Origin of the sequence: Exiguobacterium sp. N5 (assembly GCF_025842465.1) — a bacterium.
In the GTDB taxonomy this organism is placed as follows: Bacteria; Bacillota; Bacilli; order Exiguobacteriales; family Exiguobacteriaceae; genus Exiguobacterium; species Exiguobacterium profundum.
In genome coordinates this window covers 1787784-1812689 of sequence record NZ_JAPAEP010000001.1, presented here as the reverse complement: position 1 = coordinate 1812689, position 24906 = coordinate 1787784, and the positions used below count along the sequence as shown (strand labels likewise).

Annotated in this window: 28 protein-coding genes; 23 read left to right on the top strand and 5 right to left on the bottom strand. The window is 47.1% G+C overall.

Features of this window, described 5'->3' with window-relative positions; all coding sequences use genetic code 11:
• Window positions 1-73: 73 nt before the first annotated feature.
• The 16 genes from OKS35_RS09345 (at window position 74) to OKS35_RS09270 (ending at window position 14153) form a co-directional block, all read left to right on the top strand.
• Window positions 74-1285, top strand: coding sequence for a hypothetical protein (locus OKS35_RS09345; RefSeq protein ID WP_214783650.1), 1212 nt, complete (start codon window positions 74-76; stop codon window positions 1283-1285).
• 98 nt (window positions 1286-1383) lie between these two features.
• Entirely contained in the window at window positions 1384-2013 is a 630-nt protein-coding gene (gene upp / locus OKS35_RS09340; RefSeq protein ID WP_012727364.1) for a uracil phosphoribosyltransferase, read from the top strand.
• 664 nt (window positions 2014-2677) lie between these two features.
• Window positions 2678-2905 carry a hypothetical protein gene (locus OKS35_RS09335; protein WP_012727363.1) on the top strand — a complete coding sequence of 76 codons (228 nt, stop codon included), beginning with the start codon at window positions 2678-2680 and terminating at the stop codon, window positions 2903-2905.
• Window positions 2902-3309, top strand: a complete 408-nt coding sequence (locus OKS35_RS09330) for an ATP synthase subunit I (RefSeq protein ID WP_074035722.1) — start codon at window positions 2902-2904, stop codon at window positions 3307-3309. Before OKS35_RS09335 ends, OKS35_RS09330 begins: the two co-directional genes overlap by 4 nt.
• Entirely contained in the window at window positions 3309-4046 is a 738-nt protein-coding gene (atpB, locus tag OKS35_RS09325) for a F0F1 ATP synthase subunit A (RefSeq protein ID WP_074035724.1), read from the top strand. Before OKS35_RS09330 ends, atpB begins: the two co-directional genes overlap by 1 nt.
• 65 nt (window positions 4047-4111) lie before the next feature.
• Window positions 4112-4333: a F0F1 ATP synthase subunit C gene (gene atpE, locus OKS35_RS09320; protein ID WP_012727360.1), complete on the top strand. Its 222-nt coding sequence runs from the start codon at window positions 4112-4114 to the stop codon at window positions 4331-4333.
• 71 nt (window positions 4334-4404) lie between these two features.
• Window positions 4405-4932, top strand: a complete 528-nt coding sequence (gene atpF, locus OKS35_RS09315; RefSeq protein WP_012727359.1) for a F0F1 ATP synthase subunit B — start codon at window positions 4405-4407, stop codon at window positions 4930-4932.
• Window positions 4932-5465 carry a F0F1 ATP synthase subunit delta gene (locus tag OKS35_RS09310; RefSeq protein WP_074035728.1) on the top strand — a complete coding sequence of 178 codons (534 nt, stop codon included), beginning with the start codon at window positions 4932-4934 and terminating at the stop codon, window positions 5463-5465. The genes atpF and OKS35_RS09310 overlap by 1 nt, the downstream gene beginning before the upstream one ends.
• Window positions 5466-5483: 18 nt before the next feature.
• On the top strand, window positions 5484-6992 hold the full coding sequence (atpA, locus tag OKS35_RS09305) for a F0F1 ATP synthase subunit alpha (RefSeq protein WP_074035730.1): 1509 nt from the start codon (window positions 5484-5486) through the stop codon (window positions 6990-6992).
• A gap of 36 nt (window positions 6993-7028) precedes the next feature.
• Entirely contained in the window at window positions 7029-7886 is an 858-nt protein-coding gene (gene atpG / locus OKS35_RS09300) for an ATP synthase F1 subunit gamma (protein WP_012727356.1), read from the top strand.
• Window positions 7887-7920: 34 nt separating this feature from the next.
• Entirely contained in the window at window positions 7921-9339 is a 1419-nt protein-coding gene (atpD, locus tag OKS35_RS09295; RefSeq protein WP_012727355.1) for a F0F1 ATP synthase subunit beta, read from the top strand.
• A 28-nt stretch (window positions 9340-9367) separates the two neighbouring features.
• Window positions 9368-9778, top strand: coding sequence for a F0F1 ATP synthase subunit epsilon (locus OKS35_RS09290; protein WP_012727354.1), 411 nt, complete (start codon window positions 9368-9370; stop codon window positions 9776-9778).
• A gap of 151 nt (window positions 9779-9929) precedes the next feature.
• Window positions 9930-11120, top strand: a complete 1191-nt coding sequence (locus tag OKS35_RS09285; RefSeq protein ID WP_031422261.1) for an EAL and HDOD domain-containing protein — start codon at window positions 9930-9932, stop codon at window positions 11118-11120.
• 200 nt (window positions 11121-11320) lie between these two features.
• Window positions 11321-11539: a DUF1146 family protein gene (locus OKS35_RS09280; RefSeq protein ID WP_031422262.1), complete on the top strand. Its 219-nt coding sequence runs from the start codon at window positions 11321-11323 to the stop codon at window positions 11537-11539.
• A 244-nt stretch (window positions 11540-11783) separates the two neighbouring features.
• Complete coding sequence (gene murA / locus OKS35_RS09275) at window positions 11784-13085, top strand: UDP-N-acetylglucosamine 1-carboxyvinyltransferase (protein WP_012727351.1); 1302 nt, start codon at window positions 11784-11786, stop codon at window positions 13083-13085.
• 81 nt (window positions 13086-13166) lie between these two features.
• On the top strand, window positions 13167-14153 hold the full coding sequence (locus OKS35_RS09270) for a rod shape-determining protein (RefSeq protein ID WP_074035738.1): 987 nt from the start codon (window positions 13167-13169) through the stop codon (window positions 14151-14153).
• Between the two features lie 41 nt (window positions 14154-14194).
• Here the strand turns inward: OKS35_RS09270 and OKS35_RS09265 are convergent, their stop codons facing one another.
• Together OKS35_RS09265 and OKS35_RS09260 are read right to left on the bottom strand one after the other, a co-directional pair.
• Window positions 14195-14566: a VOC family protein gene (locus OKS35_RS09265; RefSeq protein WP_196431269.1), complete on the bottom strand. Its 372-nt coding sequence runs from the start codon at window positions 14564-14566 to the stop codon at window positions 14195-14197.
• A 13-nt stretch (window positions 14567-14579) separates the two neighbouring features.
• Window positions 14580-15086, bottom strand: a complete 507-nt coding sequence (locus OKS35_RS09260; RefSeq protein ID WP_196431268.1) for a hypothetical protein — start codon at window positions 15084-15086, stop codon at window positions 14580-14582.
• Between the two features lie 188 nt (window positions 15087-15274).
• Here OKS35_RS09260 and OKS35_RS09255 point away from each other — a divergent pair, with 188 nt between their 5' ends.
• Window positions 15275-16036, top strand: a complete 762-nt coding sequence (locus OKS35_RS09255; protein ID WP_196431267.1) for an SDR family oxidoreductase — start codon at window positions 15275-15277, stop codon at window positions 16034-16036.
• Between the two features lie 65 nt (window positions 16037-16101).
• On the opposite strand, the gene OKS35_RS09250 is transcribed toward OKS35_RS09255, so the two are convergent.
• A complete protein-coding gene (locus OKS35_RS09250; protein ID WP_159562966.1) occupies window positions 16102-16881 on the bottom strand; it encodes a response regulator in 780 nt (259 codons plus the stop codon).
• Window positions 16862-18643 carry a sensor histidine kinase gene (locus OKS35_RS09245; RefSeq protein ID WP_196431266.1) on the bottom strand — a complete coding sequence of 594 codons (1782 nt, stop codon included), beginning with the start codon at window positions 18641-18643 and terminating at the stop codon, window positions 16862-16864. Before OKS35_RS09245 ends, OKS35_RS09250 begins: the two co-directional genes overlap by 20 nt.
• 186 nt (window positions 18644-18829) lie before the next feature.
• Between OKS35_RS09245 and OKS35_RS09240 the strand changes: the two genes are divergently transcribed.
• The 4 genes from OKS35_RS09240 (at window position 18830) to OKS35_RS09225 (ending at window position 23615) form a co-directional block, all read left to right on the top strand.
• Complete coding sequence (locus OKS35_RS09240; RefSeq protein WP_215243629.1) at window positions 18830-20785, top strand: ATP-binding protein; 1956 nt, start codon at window positions 18830-18832, stop codon at window positions 20783-20785.
• A gap of 98 nt (window positions 20786-20883) precedes the next feature.
• Window positions 20884-21657, top strand: coding sequence for a flagellar hook-basal body protein (locus OKS35_RS09235; protein WP_159562963.1), 774 nt, complete (start codon window positions 20884-20886; stop codon window positions 21655-21657).
• 11 nt (window positions 21658-21668) lie between these two features.
• Entirely contained in the window at window positions 21669-22451 is a 783-nt protein-coding gene (locus tag OKS35_RS09230) for a flagellar hook-basal body protein (protein ID WP_196431264.1), read from the top strand.
• A 60-nt stretch (window positions 22452-22511) separates the two neighbouring features.
• Complete coding sequence (locus tag OKS35_RS09225) at window positions 22512-23615, top strand: glycerate kinase (protein ID WP_196431263.1); 1104 nt, start codon at window positions 22512-22514, stop codon at window positions 23613-23615.
• Window positions 23616-23631: 16 nt separating this feature from the next.
• Here OKS35_RS09225 and mscL read toward each other — a convergent pair whose 3' ends face one another.
• Window positions 23632-24012, bottom strand: coding sequence for a large conductance mechanosensitive channel protein MscL (mscL, locus tag OKS35_RS09220; protein WP_196431262.1), 381 nt, complete (start codon window positions 24010-24012; stop codon window positions 23632-23634).
• A gap of 194 nt (window positions 24013-24206) precedes the next feature.
• Here mscL and OKS35_RS09215 point away from each other — a divergent pair, with 194 nt between their 5' ends.
• Both OKS35_RS09215 and fabZ read left to right on the top strand, forming a co-directional pair.
• The gene (locus tag OKS35_RS09215; protein ID WP_031422281.1) at window positions 24207-24467 is read left to right on the top strand and encodes a DNA-directed RNA polymerase subunit beta; all 261 of its coding nucleotides are present in this window, start codon (window positions 24207-24209) and stop codon (window positions 24465-24467) included.
• Between the two features lie 13 nt (window positions 24468-24480).
• Complete coding sequence (gene fabZ / locus OKS35_RS09210; protein WP_031422282.1) at window positions 24481-24903, top strand: 3-hydroxyacyl-ACP dehydratase FabZ; 423 nt, start codon at window positions 24481-24483, stop codon at window positions 24901-24903.
• Window positions 24904-24906 lie beyond the last annotated feature (3 nt).

Genomic DNA, 24906 nt, shown 5'->3' with positions numbered 1-24906 from the left:
ATAGGTTCTATGTTATGATGTACAAGAAAAATTTAGGTGGTTTCCACCTAATTGGGAATGAGGAGGAACATCAATGCGCACGTATTGGGGAATCTTGCTCAGTTGTATCTTGTTGAGTGGATGTGGTGCCGAGACGTTGAACGCGATTGAGTTACGTCCTTTGTCTTCCTATCGAGTCGAGCAAGATCCTGAGATACCGTTAATGAAACAAACACAAGAGAAGCTACTTACATACTGTGAGCGTCGTCCGACAGATGTCTTACCAGAGCGACGAGCCAAGGTGGCAGAAGTGACATTTCATCATCCGCTCTATGAAGTACTCGGTTCCAAAACGGTGAAATATTTTGCGGCGGGTGATGAACGTTACGTGACCTGCGCGAACAGCAATGAGTTGATGGAGCGAACGTTTGCCGTGGAGCCGATTCAAGCGTTTGAAGCGCTCGAACAAGAGCGCTTTCAAGAATCGAAAGTGGTCTCGACAATTGAGTTTGAGCGCATCGATGACCTTGAATCGATTACAAGTACGTTCACATTGAACGAGACGCATGAAGAAGTGATGCCCGACTCGGCTTTCCGTTATACGACACCGGATACGGGAGCGATCTATGTGACGTTCGAGACGATTCGAAATGGGCGTACACTTGACCCGATCATTGAACCAAAACTATTCCCGTTTCAAAGCGGAGAGAATGAAGGGTATATTTTCTTGACGAGGCGTGCCGATGATCGTCTCACCCTACAAATCGGAGAGGCGTCCTCGCTCAAACAACTCATCCTACCGAATATATATGAGGCTCCTTATATGAAAGTCGATCCGAAAGAAGAGCTCTCGCTAAAGGGAAATCATCGCGAACTCATGAAACGCATCATCTTATCTGATCGACCGATTGAAGGGGATGTGGCTGAAGAGACGTCGTTATCGTTATCGAAAACATACGGAACGGTCCTTGAAATTTGGGGGCATGTCCGTCGTCCAGTGACAAACAAGATGTCCACGCGCCCCGCCGAAAGGGAAACGCGCCTGGCAGTTTTTGAATCGGATCAAGATACAATCTGGCTAGACGGACCGAAAACGCAAGAGTTGTTTGACGCCTTGTCTCATATTCAGCCGCATGAAAAACCGTCTACAGCTATCAAAATCGGAGACTTGCATCTGTATGAAGAATTGACTGAGCAATCCTTTGACGTATGGAAAACGGAAACAGAACTCTATTTAGTCGATCAACACACATCTCAATCGTATGAACTTCCGGGCAATGATTATTTCCAGGTCATTCAACCATAAGTGGCGTCTGACCTTTGATAAAATAGAAGTTGGCTCTACCCATCTCAACAGAGTTAGGGTACAATGCTCGAGAGAGAATGAGAGAGGAGTGAAGCAAGATGGGAAAAGTACATGTTTATGACCATCCTTTGATTCAGCACAAAATGACGATTATGCGTAAAGTAGAGACGGGGACGAAGCAGTTCCGTGAACTCGTCGACGAAGTTTCTTCACTTATGGCATACGAAATCACGCGCAGCCTACCCCTAACAGACGTAGAAATCGAGACACCGGTCTCTGTTTCCACTCAAAAGATGATTGCCGGCAAGAAATTGGGAATCGTCCCTATTTTACGTGCAGGACTTGGTATGGTGGATGGGTTCCTCAAAATGATGCCGAACGTAAAAGTCGGTCATATCGGTCTTTACCGCGATCCGGAAACACTTGAGCCACACGAATACTACTTGAAACTTCCGACAGACGTCACAGAACGCGACTTTATCGTTGTTGACCCGATGCTCGCGACAGGTGGTTCGGCTGTTGATGCGATTGCATCACTCAAGAAACACGGAGCGAAGTCAATCAAGTTGGCATGCCTCTGCGCAGCACCAGAAGGCGTAGAGCGTGTACAAGCAGAACATCCGGATGTAGAGATCTATCTTGCTGCACTCGATGAAAAATTAAATGACCACGGTTATATCGTTCCTGGACTTGGGGATGCGGGTGACCGTTTGTTTGGTACGAAGTAATGACTTAAAAGCGAGAATCGCCTATGCGATTTTCGCTTTTTTTACGATTGACACTGAATAATATTTATCATTTACGGATGTCACAAAATAGACACAAAACTAGAGCGAGAAGAATGGCGAACTGGGATGGAATTTATCTATTCTTTCTTATTTAAGTAGAATCCCTCGATTTCGAATATAAAACCAGGATTGAGAAAGGGATTTTGAACAGTATGAGATTCCTCACAAAAAAATGGGCAAAATCGCTCGACATGGTAAAAACATCCTCGGTATACTGATACAGGACGTTGAAAACGATTTCAAAATGAAGTCAACCGTCGTTTCGTAACTCTTTGTGAACGTAAGCGTTTACCGATTGAATTTTCCAAAACGTGGGGGTATAACTGAACTATTCTTCATCTGATTACGTTTGTGAAATGTTATAAAGTCAACATTTTTATTTCAACGTTTCTTCACACTTTCTTAAAAAAGTGCCTCAATCGTTTAGTTTATGAAGTGCGTAAAACTATTGATACGACTTGATTTAAAGCGCTTTTATAATTGTGAAATTCATTGACTTCTTATGCCATTTCTATTACTCTGAACTTGTGTGACTTTTGATGGTCACGCGAGTGTGAATTCGTGAAGAACAAGGGAGCACGTGAGACTCGAAAGGGGGATTTGGATGGCGAAAAAAGACAATCGTTATCTATCCTATGCCTCGCTCGCTTCACAAATCTCGACAGCACTTGCTGGACCGATTGTCATCGGTTATCTCGTCGGACAGTACGGCGAAAGACGTGAATTTTGGGGCACGTTTGGTTGGAATGTGTCGATTATCCTTGGACTCGTGTTCGGGGTTACGGCGCTAGTTCTCACCCTTCGGAGTTTATTGACAGGAGAGGACGAATGAATACGATTCAAGCAGACAGAAAAGCACAAAAAGAGTTGATGAAGCGTTATACGAAATGGTTTACCATTTGGTTTGCAATTTTGTTAGTTGGCGCCTTCATCGTCCCGATGTACAAAGCCGTTTTTCTCGGATTGTTCATCGGCGGGGTCGGGAGTCTCATCATTCTACATATGCAGAATCGAAGTGTCATACGTATGTATGACGTCATCGAGCATGGACGACGACCAAAGTCGCACGGGACCGTTTCAAGAATGGCGGTCGGTGCGTTAGCAGTGATAGTCGGTCTTCTCTACGAGGATCGAGTGTCCGTCATCGCGGTGGTAACTGGTCTAATCGCCGGCCACATCATACAATTTGGCGAGTTTACACTTGCCCAGCTCAGCAGGAAAAGAGGTGAATATTAATGGGTCATGAGTTTCCCACATATTCTCTGCACTTTGGGGACTATACGTTATACGGGAGCTGGACGAACGTCATTACAGTGCTAGTTGCAGCGTTACTCGTCTTCGTATTCGCCATTTGGGGGACAAGACGTTTGGCAATGAAGCCGACTGGCAAACAAAACTTCATGGAATTCTTCGCGGAGTTCGTACGTGGAATCATCGCAAGTGCGATGGACTGGAAGACAGGAGGACGCTTTATTGGATTTGGGATGACGTTGATTTTGTTCATTCTCTTCTCAAACTTGATGGGTCTACCGTTTAACGTCATTTCCGGACACTATTTGTGGTTCAACTCACCGACAGCCGATCCTTACGTAACCTTGGCGTTGTCGACACTCGTCGTTGCAATGTCGCACTATTACGGGGTGAAACTGCACGGATTGAAACACTATTCGGCGGAATTCGTAAAACCAGTCTGGTTCTTGCTTCCGATCAAATTGATCGAGGAGTTTGCGAACACGTTGACGCTCGGTTTGCGTCTATACGGTAACATCTTTGCCGGTGAAATCATGATTACCATCATCTTGGGACTCGCGATTACAGCCGAAGGCGCACTCAACCCGCTCGGTGCAATCTTTGCGGTCTTCCCAATGATTCTATGGCAAGGTTTCTCAATCTTTATCGGGGTTATCCAATCCTACATTTTCCTGACGCTTGCAATGGTGTACATCGGGCACAAAGCTTCGGCCGAACATTGATTCGGACATCTCGCCAAAGCGTTACAAACAAATTATTTACTTAACTTTTAGGAGGAATATACACAATGGAACAACTTAATCTTCTCGCAACAGCACTTGTTATCGGACTTGGAGCACTCGCAGCTGGTATCGGTAACGGTTTGATCGTATACGGAACAGTACAAGGACAAGCACGTCAACCAGAACTCAAAAACGAACTTCGTCAAACAATGTTCATCGGTATCGGTTTGGTTGAGGCCCTCCCGATCATCGGTGTGGCTGTCGGTTTCCTTCTCCTCAACTCTTGATTCCGAGTTAACGAGAATAGCATGAGAGGGAGCACGTCTCCCTCACTTATTTAGTCAAGAGGAGGGTATGCATGGATACGATGATGATTGCAGCTGGTGCTGGCGGCGAAGGCCTCCGCATTCTGGATATGATCTTTACAATTTTCACATTCCTCGTACTCTTGGCCCTGTTGAAGAAATTTGCTTGGGGACCACTCCTTGGAATGATGAGACAGCGTGAAGAGTATGTAGCGAACGAAATTGAACTCGCTGAAAAGAGCCGCAAAGATGCGGAACATTATGTCGTTGAACAACGTGACGCACTCAGTGCAGCACGTACTGAGTCAAAAGAAATGCTCGATGCAAGCCGTCGACAAGCAGAAGCAGAACAAGCACGCTTGGTGGAGCAGGCGCGTTTGGAAGCCGAACAAATTAAAATCGAGGCAGAGAAAGCGATTGAGCGCGAGCGTGAGCTTGCGAAACAATCTCTTCAAACGGAAGTCGTCACACAGGCACTTTCGGCAGCACGCCACGTCCTTCAATCAGACCTTAAAGGCGATGAAGCGAAACAGCGTGCCCTCGTTACAGACTTCCTGTCTAAAGCGAAAGGTGCGAACTGATGAACGCATCACTAGCAAAACGCTATGCCAAAGCGCTCTTCGACTTAGCGCGGGAACAAGGCACGCTCGACCAAGTCGAAGCGGAAGTGCGTCTGCTCGATGAAGTGCTCCACGCGACTCCTGAACTCATGGATCTCTTAACGAATCCGGCAGTCAGTGACAGCGAGCTTGCACAGCTTTTAAAAGACAGCTTTGGTGATATGACGGCGATTGTCGTGAACACACTTCTCGTCATGGTCGAAAATGACCGTGCGGCAGAGGTTCGCGCATTGCCACGTTACGTCCGCGAATTGATCAACGACTATCGTGGAATTGCAGAGGGTATTGTCACAAGCGCCTACCCATTGTCGGCAACAGACTTGAAAGACGTCGAACTCGTCTTCGGACAGAAGCTCGGGAAGACGCTCCAATTGAATAACGTCGTCGATGAAGAAGTCATCGGTGGACTCCGTGTCCAAGTCGGATACACGACGTACGATGATACGATCGAAACGAAACTTACACGCCTTGAGCGTGAATTGTTGAATGCGTAAGAAATAGGGGTGAATTCAATGACAATCAAAGCTGAAGAAATCAGCGCCCTGCTAAAAGAACGAATCGCTTCGTACGGTTCTGAAATCGAAGTCAGCGAGACAGGTACAGTCATTCAAGTAGGTGACGGTATCGCTCGTGCACACGGACTCGATAACGTTATGGCGGGGGAACTCGTAGAGTTCTCTAACGGCGTAATGGGCTTGGCGCAAAACTTAGAAGAAGGTAACGTCGGGATTATCATCCTTGGCGATTACAAAGGCATCAAAGAAGGCGATTCTGTCAAACGTACAGGTCGCATCATGGAAGTTCCAGTTGGTGAGGCACTCCTCGGACGTGTCGTCAACCCACTCGGACAACCAATCGATGGTCTTGGACCAATCGTGACTGACAACTATAACCCGATCGAGCGTAAAGCTTACGGCGTTATGGCACGTAAATCGGTTCACGAACCACTTCAAACAGGAATTAAGGCGATTGACGCCCTCGTTCCAATCGGTCGTGGTCAGCGTGAGCTCATCATCGGTGACCGTCAGACAGGTAAAACATCTGTTGCCATCGATACGATTATCAACCAAAAAGAAGAGAACATGATTTGTATCTACGTTGCTATCGGTCAGAAAGAATCGACTGTACGTGGCGTAGTAGAGACGCTTCGTCAAAACGGAGCGCTCGACTATACAATCGTCGTTTCGGCATCGGCATCACAGCCGGCACCACTTCTTTACCTCGCACCATTCGCAGGGGTATCGATGGGTGAGTACTTCATGGATCGCGGACAACACGTCCTCGTCGTTTATGATGACCTTTCGAAACAAGCGGCAGCTTACCGTGAGCTCTCGCTCCTTCTCCGTCGTCCTCCAGGCCGCGAAGCCTACCCAGGGGATGTCTTCTACCTCCACTCACGCCTTCTTGAGCGTGCAGCGAAGTTGAACGACGAACTCGGCGGTGGTTCATTGACAGCACTTCCGTTCATCGAGACACAAGCATCGGATATCTCAGCATATATCCCGACAAACGTTATCTCGATCACAGACGGTCAGATCTTCCTTCAGTCGGACCTCTTCTTCTCTGGGGTACGCCCAGCAATCAACGCCGGTCTCTCAGTATCACGTGTTGGTGGTTCGGCACAGGTGAAAGCGATGAAGAAAGTTGCTGGTACACTTCGTCTTGACCTCGCGTCTTACCGTGAGCTCGAAGCGTTCGCTCAGTTCGGATCAGATCTCGACAAAGCGACACAATCGAAGTTGAACCGTGGTCAGCGTACGGTTGAAGTCTTGAAACAAGACTTGAACGCACCGCTTTCTGTAGACAAGCAAGTTATCATCATCTACGCACTCACGAAAGGTCATCTCGATGACATCCCAGTCACAGACATCCGTCGTTTCGAAACAGAAATGAACGCATGGCTCGACCAAAACCGTAAAGACCTCTGCCGTGAAATCCGTCAGACAGGAAACCTTCCTTCAGACGAGGCAATGGTCGACGCAATTACGGAATTCAAAAAGACGTTCTCGCCATCGGTTTAATCCGGTGACGAGCGTCTATTAAGGTGGTGAATCGAAATGGCATCATTACGTGAGATCCAGATGCGGATCACCTCGACCCAAAGCACGAAGCAAATCACGAAAGCGATGAACATGGTGTCGGCATCAAAGTTGAACCGGGCCCAAGGGAACAACGCCAACTTCAAGCCGTACATGGACAAGTTGCAAGAAGTCATCTCGTCGATCGCCGGTGGTACATCAGGCGCGACACACCCGATGCTTCAAGTACGTCCCGTCAAACGGACTGGTTATATCGTCATCACGTCAGACCGCGGACTCGCAGGTGGATACAACGCCAGCGTCTTGCGTGACGTGTACCGTGAACTCAAAGACAAGCACACATCAACAGATGAGTATCGTCTTTACGTAATCGGGAAAGTCGGTGTCCAGTTCTTCAAGTCACGCAACATTCCGGTGTATAGCGCGATGACAGGGCTAAACGACCAACCAACTTTTGTTGAAGTCGCAGAAATCGTCAAACAGACGGTAGGTGCCTTCAGCGAGGGCGAGATTGATGAATTGAAGCTTTGCTACAACTCGTTCATCTCGGTCATCAGCCAAGAAGTGAAGATTCAACAATTGCTCCCGCTCGGGGATATCGAACAGTCCGCATCCAATGTGATGTATGAATACGAACCAGAAGAAGAAACGATCTTAGCGGCGCTCCTCCCACGTTATGCGGAAGGACTCATCTACGGCGCATTGCTCGATGCGAAAGTGTCAGAGCACGCAGCCCGGATGACGGCGATGTCGAGTGCGACAGACAATGCGGATGAACTCATTCGCGGACTCAAACTCAAATTCAACCGCGCGCGTCAAGCAGCGATCACACAAGAAATCACAGAGATTGTCGGAGGTGCGTCGGCGCTTGAATAAGCGCACGCCCTCTAGATTGTAGGAGGCTAACACGATGAACGAATACGGCATGAAAGGCCGCGTAGTCGCAGTCATGGGCCCAGTTATCGACGTAAAGTTCGACAACCACTTACCGAACATCTACAACGCTCTCAAAGTCACACACGTGGCAGCGACAGCGGACGATGTTAGTGTCGACTTGACGCTCGAAGTAGCTGTTCACCTTGGTGACGACACGGTCCGTACGATTGCGATGGACTCAACTGACGGCGTTCGCCGCGGTATGGAAGTACTTGACTTAGGATCACCGATTTCGGTACCAGTTGGAGAAGCGACACTTGGACGTGTCTTCAACGTTCTCGGTAACCCGATCGATGATAAAGAAGTGGCAGCTGACGTGCTTCGTGCACCGATTCACCGTCAAGCGCCAACATTTGACGAATTGTCAACGAAAGTTGAAATCCTTGAAACAGGGATTAAAGTCGTCGACCTTCTCGCACCATACATCAAAGGTGGTAAAATCGGCCTCTTCGGTGGTGCCGGTGTAGGGAAAACCGTCCTCATCCAGGAACTCATCAACAACATCGCGCAAGAGCACAGCGGGATTTCTGTATTCGCAGGAGTCGGTGAGCGTACGCGTGAAGGGAATGACTTGTTCCACGAGATGACGGACTCAGGCGTTATCAAGCAAACAGCGATGGTCTTCGGTCAGATGAACGAACCACCTGGTGCACGTCTCCGTGTTGCCTTGACTGGTTTGACAATGGCAGAGTACTTCCGTGACGAGCAAGGACAAGACGTTCTTCTCTTCGTTGATAACATCTTCCGTTTCACACAAGCAGGTTCTGAGGTTTCAGCCCTTCTCGGACGTATGCCATCGGCGGTAGGTTACCAGCCGACACTTGCGACTGAAATGGGTATGCTTCAAGAGCGAATCACATCGACTGCAAAAGGATCGGTAACTTCGATTCAAGCGGTTTATGTACCAGCCGATGACTACACGGACCCGGCTCCGGCAACAACGTTCGCCCACCTTGATGCAACAACAAACCTTGAGCGTCGTCTTTCGGAGATGGGGATTTACCCAGCCGTTGACCCGCTCGCATCGACTTCACGTGCCCTCTCTCCTGAAATCGTAGGGAAAGAGCACTATGAGGTTGCACGTAACGTTCAACAGACGCTTCAGCGTTACAAAGAACTTCAAGACATCATCGCTATCCTCGGGATGGACGAGTTGTCTGAAGACGACAAACTCACGGTTCACCGTGCACGTCGTATTCAGTTCTTCTTATCACAAAACTTCCACGTGGCTGAGCAGTTCACGGGCCAAAAAGGTTCGTACGTGCCAGTCAAAGAGACAGTACGCGGCTTCAAAGAGATCCTCGAAGGTAAACACGACGATCTTCCTGAAGATGCATTCCGTCTCGTCGGTCCAATCGAAGACGTCATCGAAAAAGCGAAGACGTTGGTCTAAGACCTACGCGGAAGGGGGAAACTAGACGATGAATACTGTTCACGTCAACGTCGTCACCCCGGATGGTGCAGCCTTTGAAGGAGACGCACGAATGGTCATCGCCAAATCGGTCACTGGTGAGCTTGGTATTTTGCCAAAGCACATCCCGATGGTGACGCCACTCGACGTCTCAGTCCTCAAGCTGCGCCACGAAGATGGTGGACGCACGCTGATCGCAATCAGCGGCGGTTTCATGGAAGTTCGTCCCGACACGGTGACGATCTTAGCTGAAACAGCCGAAATGGCGGATAAGATCGACTATGATCGCGCTTCTGCGGCGAAAGTTCGTGCCGAGCGTCGTCTTCAAGACACGAAGCTCTCGGAACTCGAATTCCGTCGTGCGGAACTTGCGCTCAAAAAAGCGATCAACCGCTTAAGCATTCGCGATATGAAAGAATAAGAATGACTCTCACACGAAAGTGTGGGAGTTTTTTTGTTGTTTTTTGGAAAAGATGGGTCTTTTGTCGTGCTTCTAAATGACGGGACTAGTAAAAAATATATGGAAGAAGACCGATAATAAAGGTGGGAACTACCGTAAAGGAGATTAGGGAATGAAAGTTTACGTTGCGCGACAACCAATTTTTGACCAACAATTACGCGTTTGCGGCTACGAATTGTTATATCGCCGCAGCGAAAATAATATTTTTGAGAACGTAGATGATTCGTTGGCAACAGCTGACGTCATTCATAACGCTTACCTTGTGTTCAATTTTCGGGAATTGACAGAAGGGACGCGCGCGTTCATCAATTTCCCTCAGACGTTGATTGAAGGGGAAGTGCCTTCGTTGCTACCACGTCAATCGCTCGTCGTCGAAGTGCTCGAACATGTCGAACCGACGGAGAAAGTATTACAGTCTCTCCGCTCGTTAAGACGTCAAGGTTATACGATTGCACTGGATGATTTCGTATTTGAAGAGAAATATCGCCCATTGATTGGACTCGCCGACATCATCAAAATCGACTATCAAGCGACCCCAGTCGATCAACAGCAAAAATTGATTGATGCGCTCGGACACCGAGTCGAATTTTTGGCGGAAAAAATCGAGACACCCGCAGAGTATGAGATTGCGAAACGACTCGGATATAAAATGTTCCAAGGGTACTTCTTTAGTCGTCCCATCGTGGTGCACGGGGCCGAAGTGCATCCGTTGCGTCACACGCTCATTGAAATGTTGAAAGAGCTCGATCGTCCGGAACCGAGTTTTCGACGGATTTCAGCGCAAATTGAGCGAAGTGTCGACCTATCCTATAAGATGCTCCGTACGGTCAATACGGTGTATCAAAAAGGTCGTCGAACGATTGAATCAATCGAGCAAGCCGTCGCGCGAATCGGACTAGATGAGTTGAAACGATGGTCTTATTTGATGCTTCTTCGAGAGATGCAGACGTCTGAATCGAAAGAACTGATTAAACAGAGTGTCATTCGCGGAAAAATGATGGAGTTGATTGCGGAGGATACATTGACAGATGTATTACCGTTTGATGCATTCATTACGGGAATCTTTTCATCACTCGACGTCATTCTCGATGAGGCAATGCAAACGTTGATTGCAGAGCTTCCGGTGGCGCCTCCTGTAAAGGCAGCGTTACTCGGTGAACAGAACGGTTTGCGAAAGTTGTTAGAGGATGTCATCGACTACGAACAGTTGACGATTCCGCTCCATAACACAGATTCGGATTGGTCTCAATATTACGTCGAAGCGATTCGCTGGTCTCGTAGCCTTGACGAATCGATTGAATAATGTTTGAAATATGTGAGGGGCGTCAATTACTGTAGTAAGACCTTACTGCTGATGACGTCCCTTTTGGTGTGCTTGTAGAGAAAGTGAGTTGATCGAATGGTTCAAACCGCTCGAAGCTTAAGACCCTAAGTCTTTTTTTCTCTAACATGTCATGATATGATTAAAAATGGTACGAATTTTAGAAAAGAGGGGAATCGTCGATGGTCAATACCGTATTTTCGCTAGCGATTTATATCATAGCGATCTACGTCGCTTGGTGGGCACTCTTACCCGTCAAATGGGATAAGTTGCTCAATCAAGTGAGGAGTCCGCAAGCTGCTGTCTTGCGCGTTCTCGTAGCGGTTGTCTTCGGTTCACTGATTGCCCAGTTCTTTTTGGAGTACATTCGACTGGCGCAGGCGCTCGCACCTATACAGTAGTCGCAGAATATTTAACAAACTGTAATCCTGCTGTAACGACTCCTATATGATTATCATGTAGGATAAATTCGTCTGACATGATGTTTTTTTCATTCAATTTGCACTTATTTATTATTCAGATTGATTAATGAATGAAAAATCATCACGTTTTGCAAACCATTCAAATAATCGACATCATCACATCCGGATTCGGATATCGACGCACTATATAAAAAAACAATGAAGTTGGAGGACAAAGAGAGATATGAAGGATTTGATCGTAGTCCGTGGAGGACGTAAACTGTCAGGTACTGTGCGCGTTGAGGGAGCAAAAAACGCCGTACTCAAAACATTGGTTGCCACTCTATTAGCTAGCGAAGGAAAGTCAATCTTACAAAACGTACCACGTCTTGCTGACGTGTACACGATTAACAAAGTACTTCGTCACCTCGGTGCAGAGGTATCGTTCAATGAAGAAAAGAATGAAGTAACTGTCGATGCGTCGGGCGACATCAAAGATGAAGCACCGCTTGAGTACGTGCGGAAGATGCGTGCTTCAATCCTCGTCATGGGACCTCTTCTTGCCCGTCTCGGTCACGCTCGTGTAGCAATGCCGGGCGGATGCTCAATCGGCTCACGTCCGATTGACCTCCACTTAAAAGGATTCGAAGCGATGGGTGCGAAAACGGTCATCGGAAACGGATTCGTAGAAGCTTCTGTAGAAGGCCGTCTCCAAGGTGCTAAAATCTACTTGGACTTCCCATCTGTTGGTGCGACAGAGAACATCATGATGGCAGCTGTGCTTGCAGAGGGTACGACTATCATCGAGAACGTTGCAAAAGAACCTGAGATCGTCGACCTTGCGAACTTCTTAAACGGAATGGGCGCACACGTTCGCGGTGCAGGTACAGAAACAATCCGCATCGAAGGTGTAGAAACACTTCGCGGTGCAGAACACTCGATTATTCCAGACCGTATCGAAGCAGGTACGTTCCTCGTTGCTGGTGCGATCACAGGTAGTGACATCGAAGTCATCGGTGCAGAACGTGAGCACCTTCGTCCATTGATTTCAAAAATGGAAGAAATGGGTGTCCACTTCGAGGATACGGCAGAAGGCATGCGTGTCACGGCACCAGACGAATTGAAGCCGGTTGATGTGAAGACGATGCCACACCCAGGATTCCCGACAGACATGCAGTCACAAATGATGGCACTCGTCTTGAAAGCGGGCGGTACATCTGTCATCACGGAAACGGTGTTTGAGAATCGCTTTATGCACGTCGAAGAGTTCCGTCGTATGAACGCGGACATTAAGATTGAAGGACGTTCAGCAATCGTCAAAGGTGGCGTACGCCTTCAAGGAGCGGAAGTTGTCGCAACGGACCTTCGTGCCGGAGCAGCACTTATTCTAGCAGGTCTCATCGCGGAAGAAGAGACACGCGTTGGAGATTTATATCATATCGACCGTGGATACGTTGACTTCCACAAGAAACTTCAAGCACTCGGTGCTGACATCGAGCGTATTGAAGGAACTGTCGAAGTTGCTGAAGAAATGGTTCAGAACTAAGAAACGAGCACGAATTAGAGGGCGAGGAGAGACTCTTCTCGCTCTTTTCAATGAAGAAACGAACGGAGGAACCTATACATCATGTTTTCAAAAGATATCGGGATTGATTTAGGGACAGCAAACGTTGTCATTCACGTCAAAGGGAAAGGAATCGTCTTAGACGAACCTTCAGTCGTTGCGATAAAACGCTCTACAGGAAAAGTACTAGCAGTCGGTTCAGAAGCGTATGAGATGGTTGGTCGTACACCTGGTGATATCGTGGCGATCCGTCCTCTCCGTGACGGAGTCATCGCCGATTTCGCCACAACAGAAGAAATGCTCCGTCACTTCATCGAGAAAATTCAAGTCCGAGGCTTCTTCGGAGGCATCCGCATGCTGATTTGTACACCTGCGAACGTCACGCCGGTTGAAGCAAAAGCCATTCGTGAAGCTGCTGAGAAAGCTGGCGCGAAAGAAGTCTTCCTCGCCGTCGAACCAAAAGCTGCGGCAGTCGGTTCAGGCATGGATATTTGGAAGCCGGTTGGTCACATGATCATTGACATTGGTGGTGGGACGACCGACGTCGCCATTTTATCAATGGGAGACATCGTCTGCGGTGAGACTATCAAGATTGCAGGGGATCGCTTCGATACGGACATCCTTCGTGCCATCAAAGAGAAGCACAAGCTGATCATCGGAGAACGTACGGCTGAACAAATCAAGAAAGAAATCGCGACGGTCTTCCCAGGAGGGCGTAACGAATCGATGGATATTCGTGGACGTGACATGGTACGTGGATTGCCTCGTACGGTGACCATTACGTCAGAAGAACTTCGTGAAGCGATGGCTGAATCAGCTAATGAAATCGTCGAAGCAGCGAAGCGTGTCCTTGAACAGACACCACCAGAACTTGCAGCGGATATCATCGACCGCGGAATCATCATGACAGGTGGGGGATCACTCCTTCACGGTCTTGACCAACTCGTCGCAGAGCGTGTCATGTTGCCGGTCATGATGGCCGAGGAGCCGACACTCAGTGTCGCGCACGGAACGGGGATCATGCTCGAAAACTTAGATCGATTGAAATAAACAGACAAGCGACCGCGTGCGGTCGCTTGTTTTTTGTATGTTCAACTCAATATTTCGGAGACGAGTGCCAACACGTTACCTTCAGAATCTTTGAAGAAACTCATCCACGTTTCTGTCGTCCCCATTTTTGCCACACAGTGTGGTTCATCAATGAAAGTCACTCCTGCATTTTTCAACTGAGCATAAGCATCATCGATGGATGCGATACTCAAATAGAGAATTGGACTTGATTTTGCAAAAACATCATTCTCTGGAGGGGACAACATGAGGCGAATGCCCCCACAGTCGAAAAATGCGAGCAATCCTGCTTGAAAGAGAAAGGGTACCTCAAGCGTGTCTCGATAGAATTGAACGGCACGGTCTAACTCTTTGACAGGGATGTAGATTTGTTTAATTTGTTGAATGAGGCTCATGGGATTCATCCTTTCAATATGTATTTGAAACAGGAAGGGGTAACTCTGATTCAAGTTGACGTTGGAGACGGTTGGTAAGTCCTGTTGGGTGAGACATTAAGCCGATAGAAATATGTAATGGGAATAGGGTATGTAAGTCGCTAGGATAATATGAGCCATCTCGAGGTAACGTATGATTGACAATCCGAGAGACCCCTGAGGAATGGTCAATGTTTAAGACGATTGGAGCAGACATTCCGGTCCCTCGCTCAAGTTGTTGATGGTTAGGATAATATTCTTGTAGAAGCACCCATACATACACTTCCTGTCGAGTCGTACTCGTCCCGAGGATTTGATAGCTGGCATAAACATCCCCACCGAAATTAGGAGACATGACTTGAGTTGTCAAGTAGCGCTCCAACACGTTCTGATTGACGTCGACGGATTGGGTAAGCGTGACAAATGATTCATCCGTCAAGGCAGCATAGAGCAAAGCACTCAATATCCATGTACAAAATGTCGTTATGATCAACTTTTTCAAATAAGCGCCTCCCAATACCGATGTGATGAATCATATATGTCCATCATATCTAAAGAGGATACGAATATATAGGTCATTCGTGGGAAAAATTGTATATAATGAAATCATTAATCAATGAGAGGGGAATCATGATGGCACCGATTCACTAATAGACTGAACAGAATAATCAAATAGAATCGGAGGACATCATGAACAAACCACTTACACTCATTACTGGCGTCAGTCGCAATCAAGGCATCGGTGCTGCGATTGCGCGAAAACTTGCTTCTGAAGGACATGACTTGTACTTGACGCACTGGAGTCCGTTTGACGCTAAAGAAGGAATCGGGGAAGAAATTGGCTTCATCGAACGATTGGTTCAAGAACTGACTGAAGAAGGGACCCGTGTCGAGCATGAGGCATACGATTTGGCTTCAGGAGACGAGGTCGGATTACTTGATCGAATGGAAGCTAAACTTGGTATACCGAGCAGGCTAATCCATAACGCGACCTATGAGCGACATGTCAACGTTGAGAACTTTACAACCGACGTATTGAGAAAACATTACCTGGTGAATAACGAAGGGACACTCGGACTCACCTTTGCGTTTATTGAGCGCTATAAACAAGCGGGACATCAAGATGGGCGAATCCTGTTCTTCGTATCGGGGGGACCGGATGCGAATAACCTGGCCTACATCGCAACGAAAGGTGCATTGATTGCCATCACACCTGCGTTGGCGAATGGATTAGGAGAATACGGCATTTCGGTGAATGCGTTCGATCCGGGACCGACGGATACGGGTTGGATCAATGACGAACTTCGCGAACACTTGCTACCATTATTTCCTTACAAGCGAATGGGGACGCCTGAAGATACGGCTCGCTTCGTCGCTTTCTTGATGGGCCCAGACGGCGCATGGGTGAATGGCCAACATCTTCACGTTGACGGAGGGTTTACTGGGCGCTAATAGAGAACGTTCGATGGATACAATAAAAAAAAAGACATCTCACTTTAAGTGTGAGATGTCTTTTTTCAATGCCATGTATAGTCTTTATCAACAAATAAACGATTTTTTAAGTCTGTTTTAGAAATTGAAGGATTAGGTGCATCAAGCCAATCGTAATAATCACAGGCACAGGAATCACCAAGTTCGATAGAATAGCCATTATTTATTGTATTAACAGTTATATCGAGTTCATGTTCAGCTAACGTCTTTTTCAATCGATAAATCGTGTTGTATACGTTGTGTAAGGCGCGTTGTGGTTCATCGATGTCCGGGTAAAGGGTTTCGGCAAGCACCCACTTATTAATGACCTGCTTACGATGAAAAACTAAGTAGGCAAATAACTCCTCTGTTTTTTGTGTTGGCCACTTCACAAGATTTCCATCTTGTGTTCGTACCGAAAAACGATCTAGAAATTGTATGCGACAAGATTGATTGAGATTCTTTTGTTGAATCGCCTCATAGCGCTGGATGATACGCGGAATGACGTTATGAATCATCTGCTCTGTGATGGGCTTCAACAAGTAATGCGTGGCATGCAAATTGAACGCTTCAACGGCATACTGTTGATGGGCGGTCGTGAAGACGACTTGTGTCCGTTCCGGCAAATAGGTCGCCAATTCGAGTCCCGTCATTTCAGGCATCTCGATATCTAAAAAGACAAGGTCTACCGGGTGCTCTTGAATAAAAGTGAGAGCTTGAACCGGACTTTGGAATGAACCAATCCACTCAAGAGACGGCTCCTCTTTTACAATCCGCTCCATCATTCCTAAAATATGATGTTCATCTTCAATTAAAATCGTACGCATCTAAATGATTCGTCCTTTCCTGTTTTGGTAAACGCAGGTGAATGGTGGTGCCTTTTTTCAAAGTGGAAGCTAAGTCAAACGTTGCACCATGAAGGTGTTCGATTCGACTTTTAATATTGCAAATCCCAATCCCAGATGTTTTGTTTGATACGTTTGGATCAAACCCACTCCCTGTATCTTGAACATAAACCTCAATCATTCCGTTTCGTTCCTGGATAGAAAGTGTCAATCGCTTTTGTCCTGGGTGTCGATAGAGACCATGTCGCACGGCATTTTCAACGAGTGGTTGAATCAATAAAGGTGGAATCGAACAGTCGAGAAGAGATTCATCAATTTCTTTCTCGACGTAGAACGAATCACGAAACCGTGTCTGTTCAATGGCGAGATACGAGTCAATCATATCGACTTCTTGACGAATCGATATCTCATTTTCAGTTCGACCATTTTCAAAAATGAAGCGGACATAAGTGCTCAAGTGACTGAGTAGACGAGCAGCATCGGGTGGAGATGTGTAACAGAGTGCAATCACATTCCCGAACGTATTGTAAAGGAAGTGAGGTTTGATTTGAGCATTAAAGAAGGACATCTCGTGCTGAGAAGCCAACACCTCGACTTGTTGCTTTTTCCTTTTGTCGGTAGACAAGTGAATCGGTAGAAGTAAAAACATCAATAGGAAATAGATGATGGTAAACGTATTGGCGTACAGCTGCTGATTGGGCGAGACGATGAACGTCGACGTCATGATTCCGATATACCCGACGAGTTGGGCGAGCGTGAAGGTTAGTAACTCGAGCGGATTGCCTGTCTTGTACTTTTCAAGAAGCCATCCAATATTCAATCCGACCCAGAAGAACGTGATAAATAAAACGATCATCCATACAAAGTATTCATACACTTCGTAAACGGAAGAGGGCAGGAAGATGGCTAGTACAGTCAATCCATATAGTGGATATCTCGAAATGGCCAAAAACCGGTCAAATGACACACGTTCCAAACATCGCGAAAACTCGATTAACATGATGATGCTCAGTAAGGCTAAACTTAACGTCAACTTATCACTACCCGAGATCCACATGCCGTCTCGGGACATGATTGAAAAACTCGTCAAAAAAAAGAAAGCTGTTCCGAAACCATACAACCGTTCATTTCGGTGAAAGAGATAGACGATGGCATAGAACATGGCAATCAAAAGTGAAATGAGCAACATGAAAAATTCGTAGCCGGCATAAGCATTTTGAGTGGTCATGATGGCATGTAACGGTCCGACCAATATACTTTCTTCGATGGGTGCGAAATTACCTGCCTGTCGTTCATGTTGAATCGTCAGTCGGAATTGTTTTGTCTCATCATCGAGCAGGAGGAGAGACGGCTGCTCGACGAGACGATTGTTTCCAATTTGTATCGTTTCAACCATTTTCCCATCTATCAAAATCTTAGAGGATGATAGGGACTTTGGAATGAGCAAGGCATACGTACCGGTTGGCAACGCGATATCGAGTTCGTAGGTAGATTCACGATAAGGGGTTGTAAACGGAATGGTTCGATAGGAGCGACGATCAACTTGGCTGACAATTCCTGACTCATAACGCCATGAGCCGTCTAGTCGTAAAATCTCTTCGTCAACAGTAGAAGAGAGAAGAGAAGCTTCGCCCTTGTCAACGGTGACGGTTGGATTAATCGACTGATGTCGAATCAATAAAGTGAGACTGACGCCAATCAACATCACAAGGATGAAGATAAACGTCATTCGATTACGCGTCATGTGCACATTCCCTTCAATCTTTGTGAGTTTCTTGTGAGGTCCTTCCGTTATTCTTCCTATTAGGTGAATGGATTTTTGAAGTGACTCTCCGTCTCATCATCGTACCCGAACTTTTTTTGTTTGAACAGAAAAAGTCATTCACCGTACGAGGTGAAGCATTCTAAGAGTGAAGGAAGAAGGCATTCCATGAAACGTTGGATTGAACAACGCATTAGTCGACAAGTTATGACAATTTTCTATATATTGATTGCCTTAGTGACGCTCACGTCAATTGGAACCTATTTTTATACACAGCAATCGATTCAAGAGACGACCGTAAAATTAGAAAGAATCAGTGAGCAACGTGCACGGGCGACAGACCTGTTTGAAACGTGGCAATCGATGCAATATGAATTACGAGGGCACGTCCTGCTAGGAGAAAGTGCGCTATTAGAAGAAGTAAGAACAGCTCAAACGAACATCGACGAGCAAACGACATGGTTCGAGACACAAGCAAGAAACGCGGAAGAAGTACAGTTCGCAGAGGATGCGAGACTTCTCTTCTCCATTTATACAACACGCGTCATGCCGGCACTTGAAGAATATGTGGTTGCGAAGCAGGCAGGAGAAATTGATGAATCCTTCCTGCAAATGCGTACGGTCGGGCAATTCATGCCGAAAAATGAAACGTCGACTCAGACGCGATTTAAATTGAACTCAAGTAGTGCTGCCGATATGAGCGCGAGCATCGTCGATATGGAGTCGGTCTTTACCGACTATCGACAAAATCTTGATTTTCAAGAAAGTGAATTGCGAGATGCGCTGTCAAAACAGTTGGTGAAAGCCCAATGGATGTGGCTTTTGATTCTACTCGGGGCATTGTTCATATTGTTTGTCGGGTTGCAGCCATATATTTTAAGGTTGACCAATCAACTGCAGACGCTGATGGTTAACAGTGAGCGACTTGCGAGTAATCCGAGTGCAACGCTCATCCCGATTAAACCGCTACAAAACGAAGTCGGACAACTGTCGAAAGCGTTTAATGAGATGGCGACCTCACTTAGGAGCCAACAAGATCAAGTGAATCTCGAACGAGAGAAGACCGCTCGAATTTTGCACACGATGCGCGATTCTATCGTCTACACGGAACTCAAGACGAATGAACGCTTTGGGAACAGTGCGCTCTTTGAGTTATATGAACATCCGATTCCATCAACAGAACGGGGCAGTCTATACCCGATTGCGATGTATTACCCGATGTTCATGAACCAGATTGATGATCAAGAGGGACTGAATCGCTTCACGAAGCGTGCTAAAGAAGAAGGTATGTTCGACGAAGCGTTCACGTATACGATGCATGAGGGTCAGAAAACGATTCGCATGTACGCCGAACCGATTGATCTTCAAAATGAACGTGTAGGTGTCATCTTCGTTTCACGAGATATTACCCAGGAAACAGAAATCAATCGCTTGAAAACAGAGCTTGTAGCGACAGTATCACATGAGCTTCGGACGCCCCTTACCTCGATTCTTGGTTTTTCAGAACTGCTCAAAAGTCGTCAATTGGAAAACACGAAGCGAGAGCGCTATTTAGACATGATTGCGAGTGAGACAAAGCGGCTCGAACGACTCGTGAGTGACTTGCTAGATGTTCAAAAAATGGAGGCGGGTATGAGCGTACCTGACTTTAAAGTAGAGAGTCTATATGATTTATTATCAGATCTACTCGAAATCCACGCAGGGTCGACGGAGCATCATTTCTTCCACTTTGATTGTGATGAATCGCTATTCGTCGCGGGAGATCCGGCCCAATTACGTCAAGTATTCTCGAACATCTTGAACAATGCCATCAAGTATTCTCCACGCGGTGGGAATGTGACAGTCGATGTCACGTGTGAAGATGACACGATTCAAATCGGGATCACGGATGAAGGGTTAGGACTTTCGGAAGAAGATGCAACACGAATCTTTGATAAATTTTATCGTTCGGCATCGGAAGAAAGTAAACGCATTGGTGGAACCGGATTAGGTTTAGCAATCTGTAAAGAAATCGTTCAACTGCACGGTGGTACCATCTCTGTTCAATCTCAACTAGGAGAAGGAACGACGATGATTGTCGAGTTACCGATGGTCGACCATGTCAATGAAGAGAGTTCATCCTAATTTATGGGATGAACTTTTTTTGAAAAAACGGTGAATGTCACGCTCGTTTGGTACGATATAGAGAGTGAATCATGTTATAGGATGAAAGGAAGACGATTATGCTACGCGGATTATATACAGCAGCGGGAGCGATGAATGCCCTGCAACGCCAACAAGAGATTTTGAGCAACAACCTTGGTAATGTGAGAACACCAGGCTTCAAAGCGTCTGATGGCGTGGTACGTTCGTTTCCGGAGATGCTTCTTGCACAAGTCAGCAATCCGGATAACGCGAAATCGCGCGTGAAGGGAGAAGTAGGTACCCTATCAATGGGCGTCTATCTTCAAGAAACAATGCCCCGATTCTCAGCTGGGAGTATCACAGAATCCGGTAGCCCGACCGACCTGTATTTAAAGGCACCTACTGATTTTGCGGGAGCCCCGATGTTTGCAGTCGAACAAGGCGGCGAGACGTTATATACGACAAATGGACGCTTCTCGATCGATGAGACGCTCTTCCTTCGTTCTGCGGACGGCGGATATATCCTTTCTGATGAAGGGGAACGAATCCAATTACCATCGAGTGAGTTTCAAGTTGGGAAAGATGGCGTCATCACATCGCTTGGACAAAACGTGGCGACTCTTGGTGCCTACCAAATCGATGACTTGACGACTCTTGAACAAGTCGGCAATGACTGGCGTGTGACGGGTGATGCCCCGGCGCCGGCCCAGGTCGAAGTACTACAAGGATTTATTGAAGAAGCGAACGTCAACCTCGACCAGACGATGGCAGACTTGATGATGACGTATCGTCAGTTTGAGGCGAATCAAAAGGTCGTCCAAGCGTATGATAAAAGTGCCGAGCGGGCAATCGAAATCGCTCGTATTCGTTAAGGAGGAACACCATGCAGTCCATTTATAACTCGGTCAACTCTCTGTCTCAACTTCAGCGTCAATTAGATGTGACAGGTCACAATATCGCAAATGTCGATACGGTCGGCTTTAAGCGTCAACAGGGGCATTTTGCTTCGCTATTGTCGCAGGCGTATAACAACCAACCGCGTCCTGAATTCGAAGTCGGTCGAGACACACCGAACGGGATTCGGATTGGAGTCGGGGGACATGTCGCCGATATTACACAGCAGTTCAATATCGGACAAGTACGTACGACAGATCGTGGATTGGACGTCTTTTTAAAGGCGAGCCGTCAATTTTTTGTCGTGGACACGCCGAACGGTGTCGGGGTGACTCGAAGTGGAAACATGCAATTGTCAGTCGGTGACGAGACGACGCTCGTTGATGTGAACGGGAATCCGCTTCTTGGAGATGACGGTAATCCAATCACGATGCCGAACGATGCGACGAATCAGCGCATTCGTCAAGACGGTGTGGTCGTTGCGAGTGTGAATGGCGTTGAACAAGAATTCGGACGTCTCGACATCGTAGAAGTCCGCAATACGTCGGAATTACGTCCGCTCGGTGATAACGTGTTCGAAGCGGATTTGGAGACCGAAGTCGATCGTCCACTCGGAAATCTATTGATTGAAGGGACACTCGAGTCATCGAACGTTGATTTGACGAAAGAGATGACTGATATGACAATCACACAACGAGCATATCAAATGAACTCACGGGCGATGTCGATGAGCGATCAGATGATGGGGCTTGTCACGGCGTTACGTCCATAACGCATACCGCTTCTCGAGCCGAGAAGCGGTTTTTTTATAGACAAAGGGGGAGAAGCATCAATGCGGATTGTAGTCGCGATGGATTCATTCAAAGGCTCACTTTCGAGTATGGAAGCAAATCAAGCGGTCCTTCGTGCGCTTGAAGGGCATGAGGTCACCATCATACCGATCTCTGACGGAGGAGAAGGTTTTTTGGATGCTTGGATTGCGACACATGCAGAAGGAACCATTATAGAAGAAAATGTCGTGTGCTTGGATGGAATACAGCGCGTTGCACGTTTTGGTTTCGAGCCGTCAACGAGGCACGCGGTAATCGAAGTGGCGGAAACAGCAGGATTGACACTCCTCGCTCATGTCGATCCGTGGCGCTACAGTTCAGTCGGAGTCGGTCAACAGATCGTTCAAGCGCTAGAGCGTGGGGCGAAGATCATCACCATCGGGCTCGGAGGGAGCGGAACGATGGATGGTGGGAAAGGATTGCTCGAAGCGTTAGGTGTTCGTTTTCTTGATGCGAACGGCTCTGTGTTATCGACCATTCCCCATCGACTAGAAGAAGTGGCATCAATTGATTGGTCCGGTCTTCATCCGCGTGCGCGCGAGGTCGTATGGAGAATGTCTTCCGATGTACAGAACCCATTGATTGGTGGAAGCGGAGCAGCCTATGTGTTCGGACCCCAGAAAGGATTGGCGGCAGATGTAGTGAAGCGATATGACCGGATCCTCGATCACTACGCGAACTGTTTTGAAGTGGATAGAAGAGCACTTCCTGGAGCAGGGGCGGCTGGCGGCATCGGCTTTGCGCTATTGCAGCTTGGTGCAATCTACGTGAGTGGCATCGAAGAAGTGGTCAGTTGGTCTAAGCTCGAAGAACAGTTAGAAAAAGCAGATTGGCTGATTACAGGAGAGGGTAAATTTGACGCGCAAAGCTTTGAGGGAAAGGCACCGTATGGGTTGGCACGCCTTGCGAATACGCATGGGGTCCCGACCCTCGTCTTCACCGGACAGTCCGATTACACATCGCATATGGAGTCCGGCATCGTCGCCATTTTTCCAATCGTGTCTCGGATCATGACGTTAGAAGAAGCGATTTGGGAAGCAGCTCCGTTGCTGACGAATGCGGTCCAACGCGTGCGTCACCTCATTGAAAAGGCGCCACGACAGTAGTCGGGCGCCTTCGCATTCATAAAGAACGATTTTTTAGCAGATCACGAATCTCTGTCAACAGTTGCTCTTCTTTCGTTGGTGTCGGAATAGCAGCTTCCTCCACTTCTTTTTCACGCTGTAAACGATTGATGACTTTGACAATCAAAAAGAGGGCGATGGCGATCAAGAAGAAGGACACAATCTGTTGAATAAAATTGCCATATAACACGTCCACTCCGAGTACACTTGCTTTTAAGCTAGAAAAATCGATTCCTCCAATAATGATTCCGAGAAGCGGCATAAAGATATCGTTGACGAGTGAGTTCACGATTGCAGTGAACGCTGCACCGAGTACGACAGCAATCGCCAAGTCGATGACGTTCCCCCGCATTGCGAATTTTTTAAATTCATTCCACATAGACAAACCTCCTGACGTTGAATAGTCTAAGCGTAGCATATTTGAAGGGAAAGAAATAAATCGTTCGACTTCTATCAGGGAAGGATGCTTGTTCGACTTTTCTGCATAGGGTACACTAAAAAGGTAGCAATTTACGCATTTTAATACCAGGTACTAATATGATATAATCATTTTAGCTGAAAGGATGGTTGGACGTGGCGAACGATGAACAGACGAGTTCGGAAGAACAAAAAGGTTCACCAGAACAAGAGACGAAGCAGAAAAAGCAATCGCGATTATCGAATCATCGTCGATTCCCGATTTTACTGCGCGTGCTCGTTGTTTTAGTGTTGGCAATCGCGATGCTCGCCCTCGGAGCGGTCATCGGATATAGCGTCATTGGCGGAGGCGATTGGAAAGATGTATTTGACATCGAGACCTGGCGCCATATCACCGATTTTTGGCTAACCTCTTAAAGGCGGTGGATGGATGTATACAATTGAGCAAATCAAAGAAGTAATCCCACACAGATACCCGTTTCTGTTAATTGATCGAATTATTGAAGTCGAGGAAAAGAAGCGTGCTGTTGGATTAAAAAATGTCACGGCGAATGAAGAGTTCTTTAACGGGCATTTCCCAGACTATAATGTCATGCCAGGTGTCTTGATTGTTGAAGCACTCGCACAAGTCGGTGCTTTTGCAATGTTGAAAGACGAATCGAATCGAGGCAAGCTCGCCTTTTTTGCAGGGATTGACAACTGCCGTTTCAAACGCCAAGTCGTCCCGGGTGATCAACTTCGCCTCGAGGTAGAAATCATGAAAATTCGTGGACCAATTGGTAAAGGACGTGCCGTGGCCACGGTCGACGGAGAAGTTGCTTGTGAAGCAGAACTCACTTTCGCCTTGAAGTAAGGA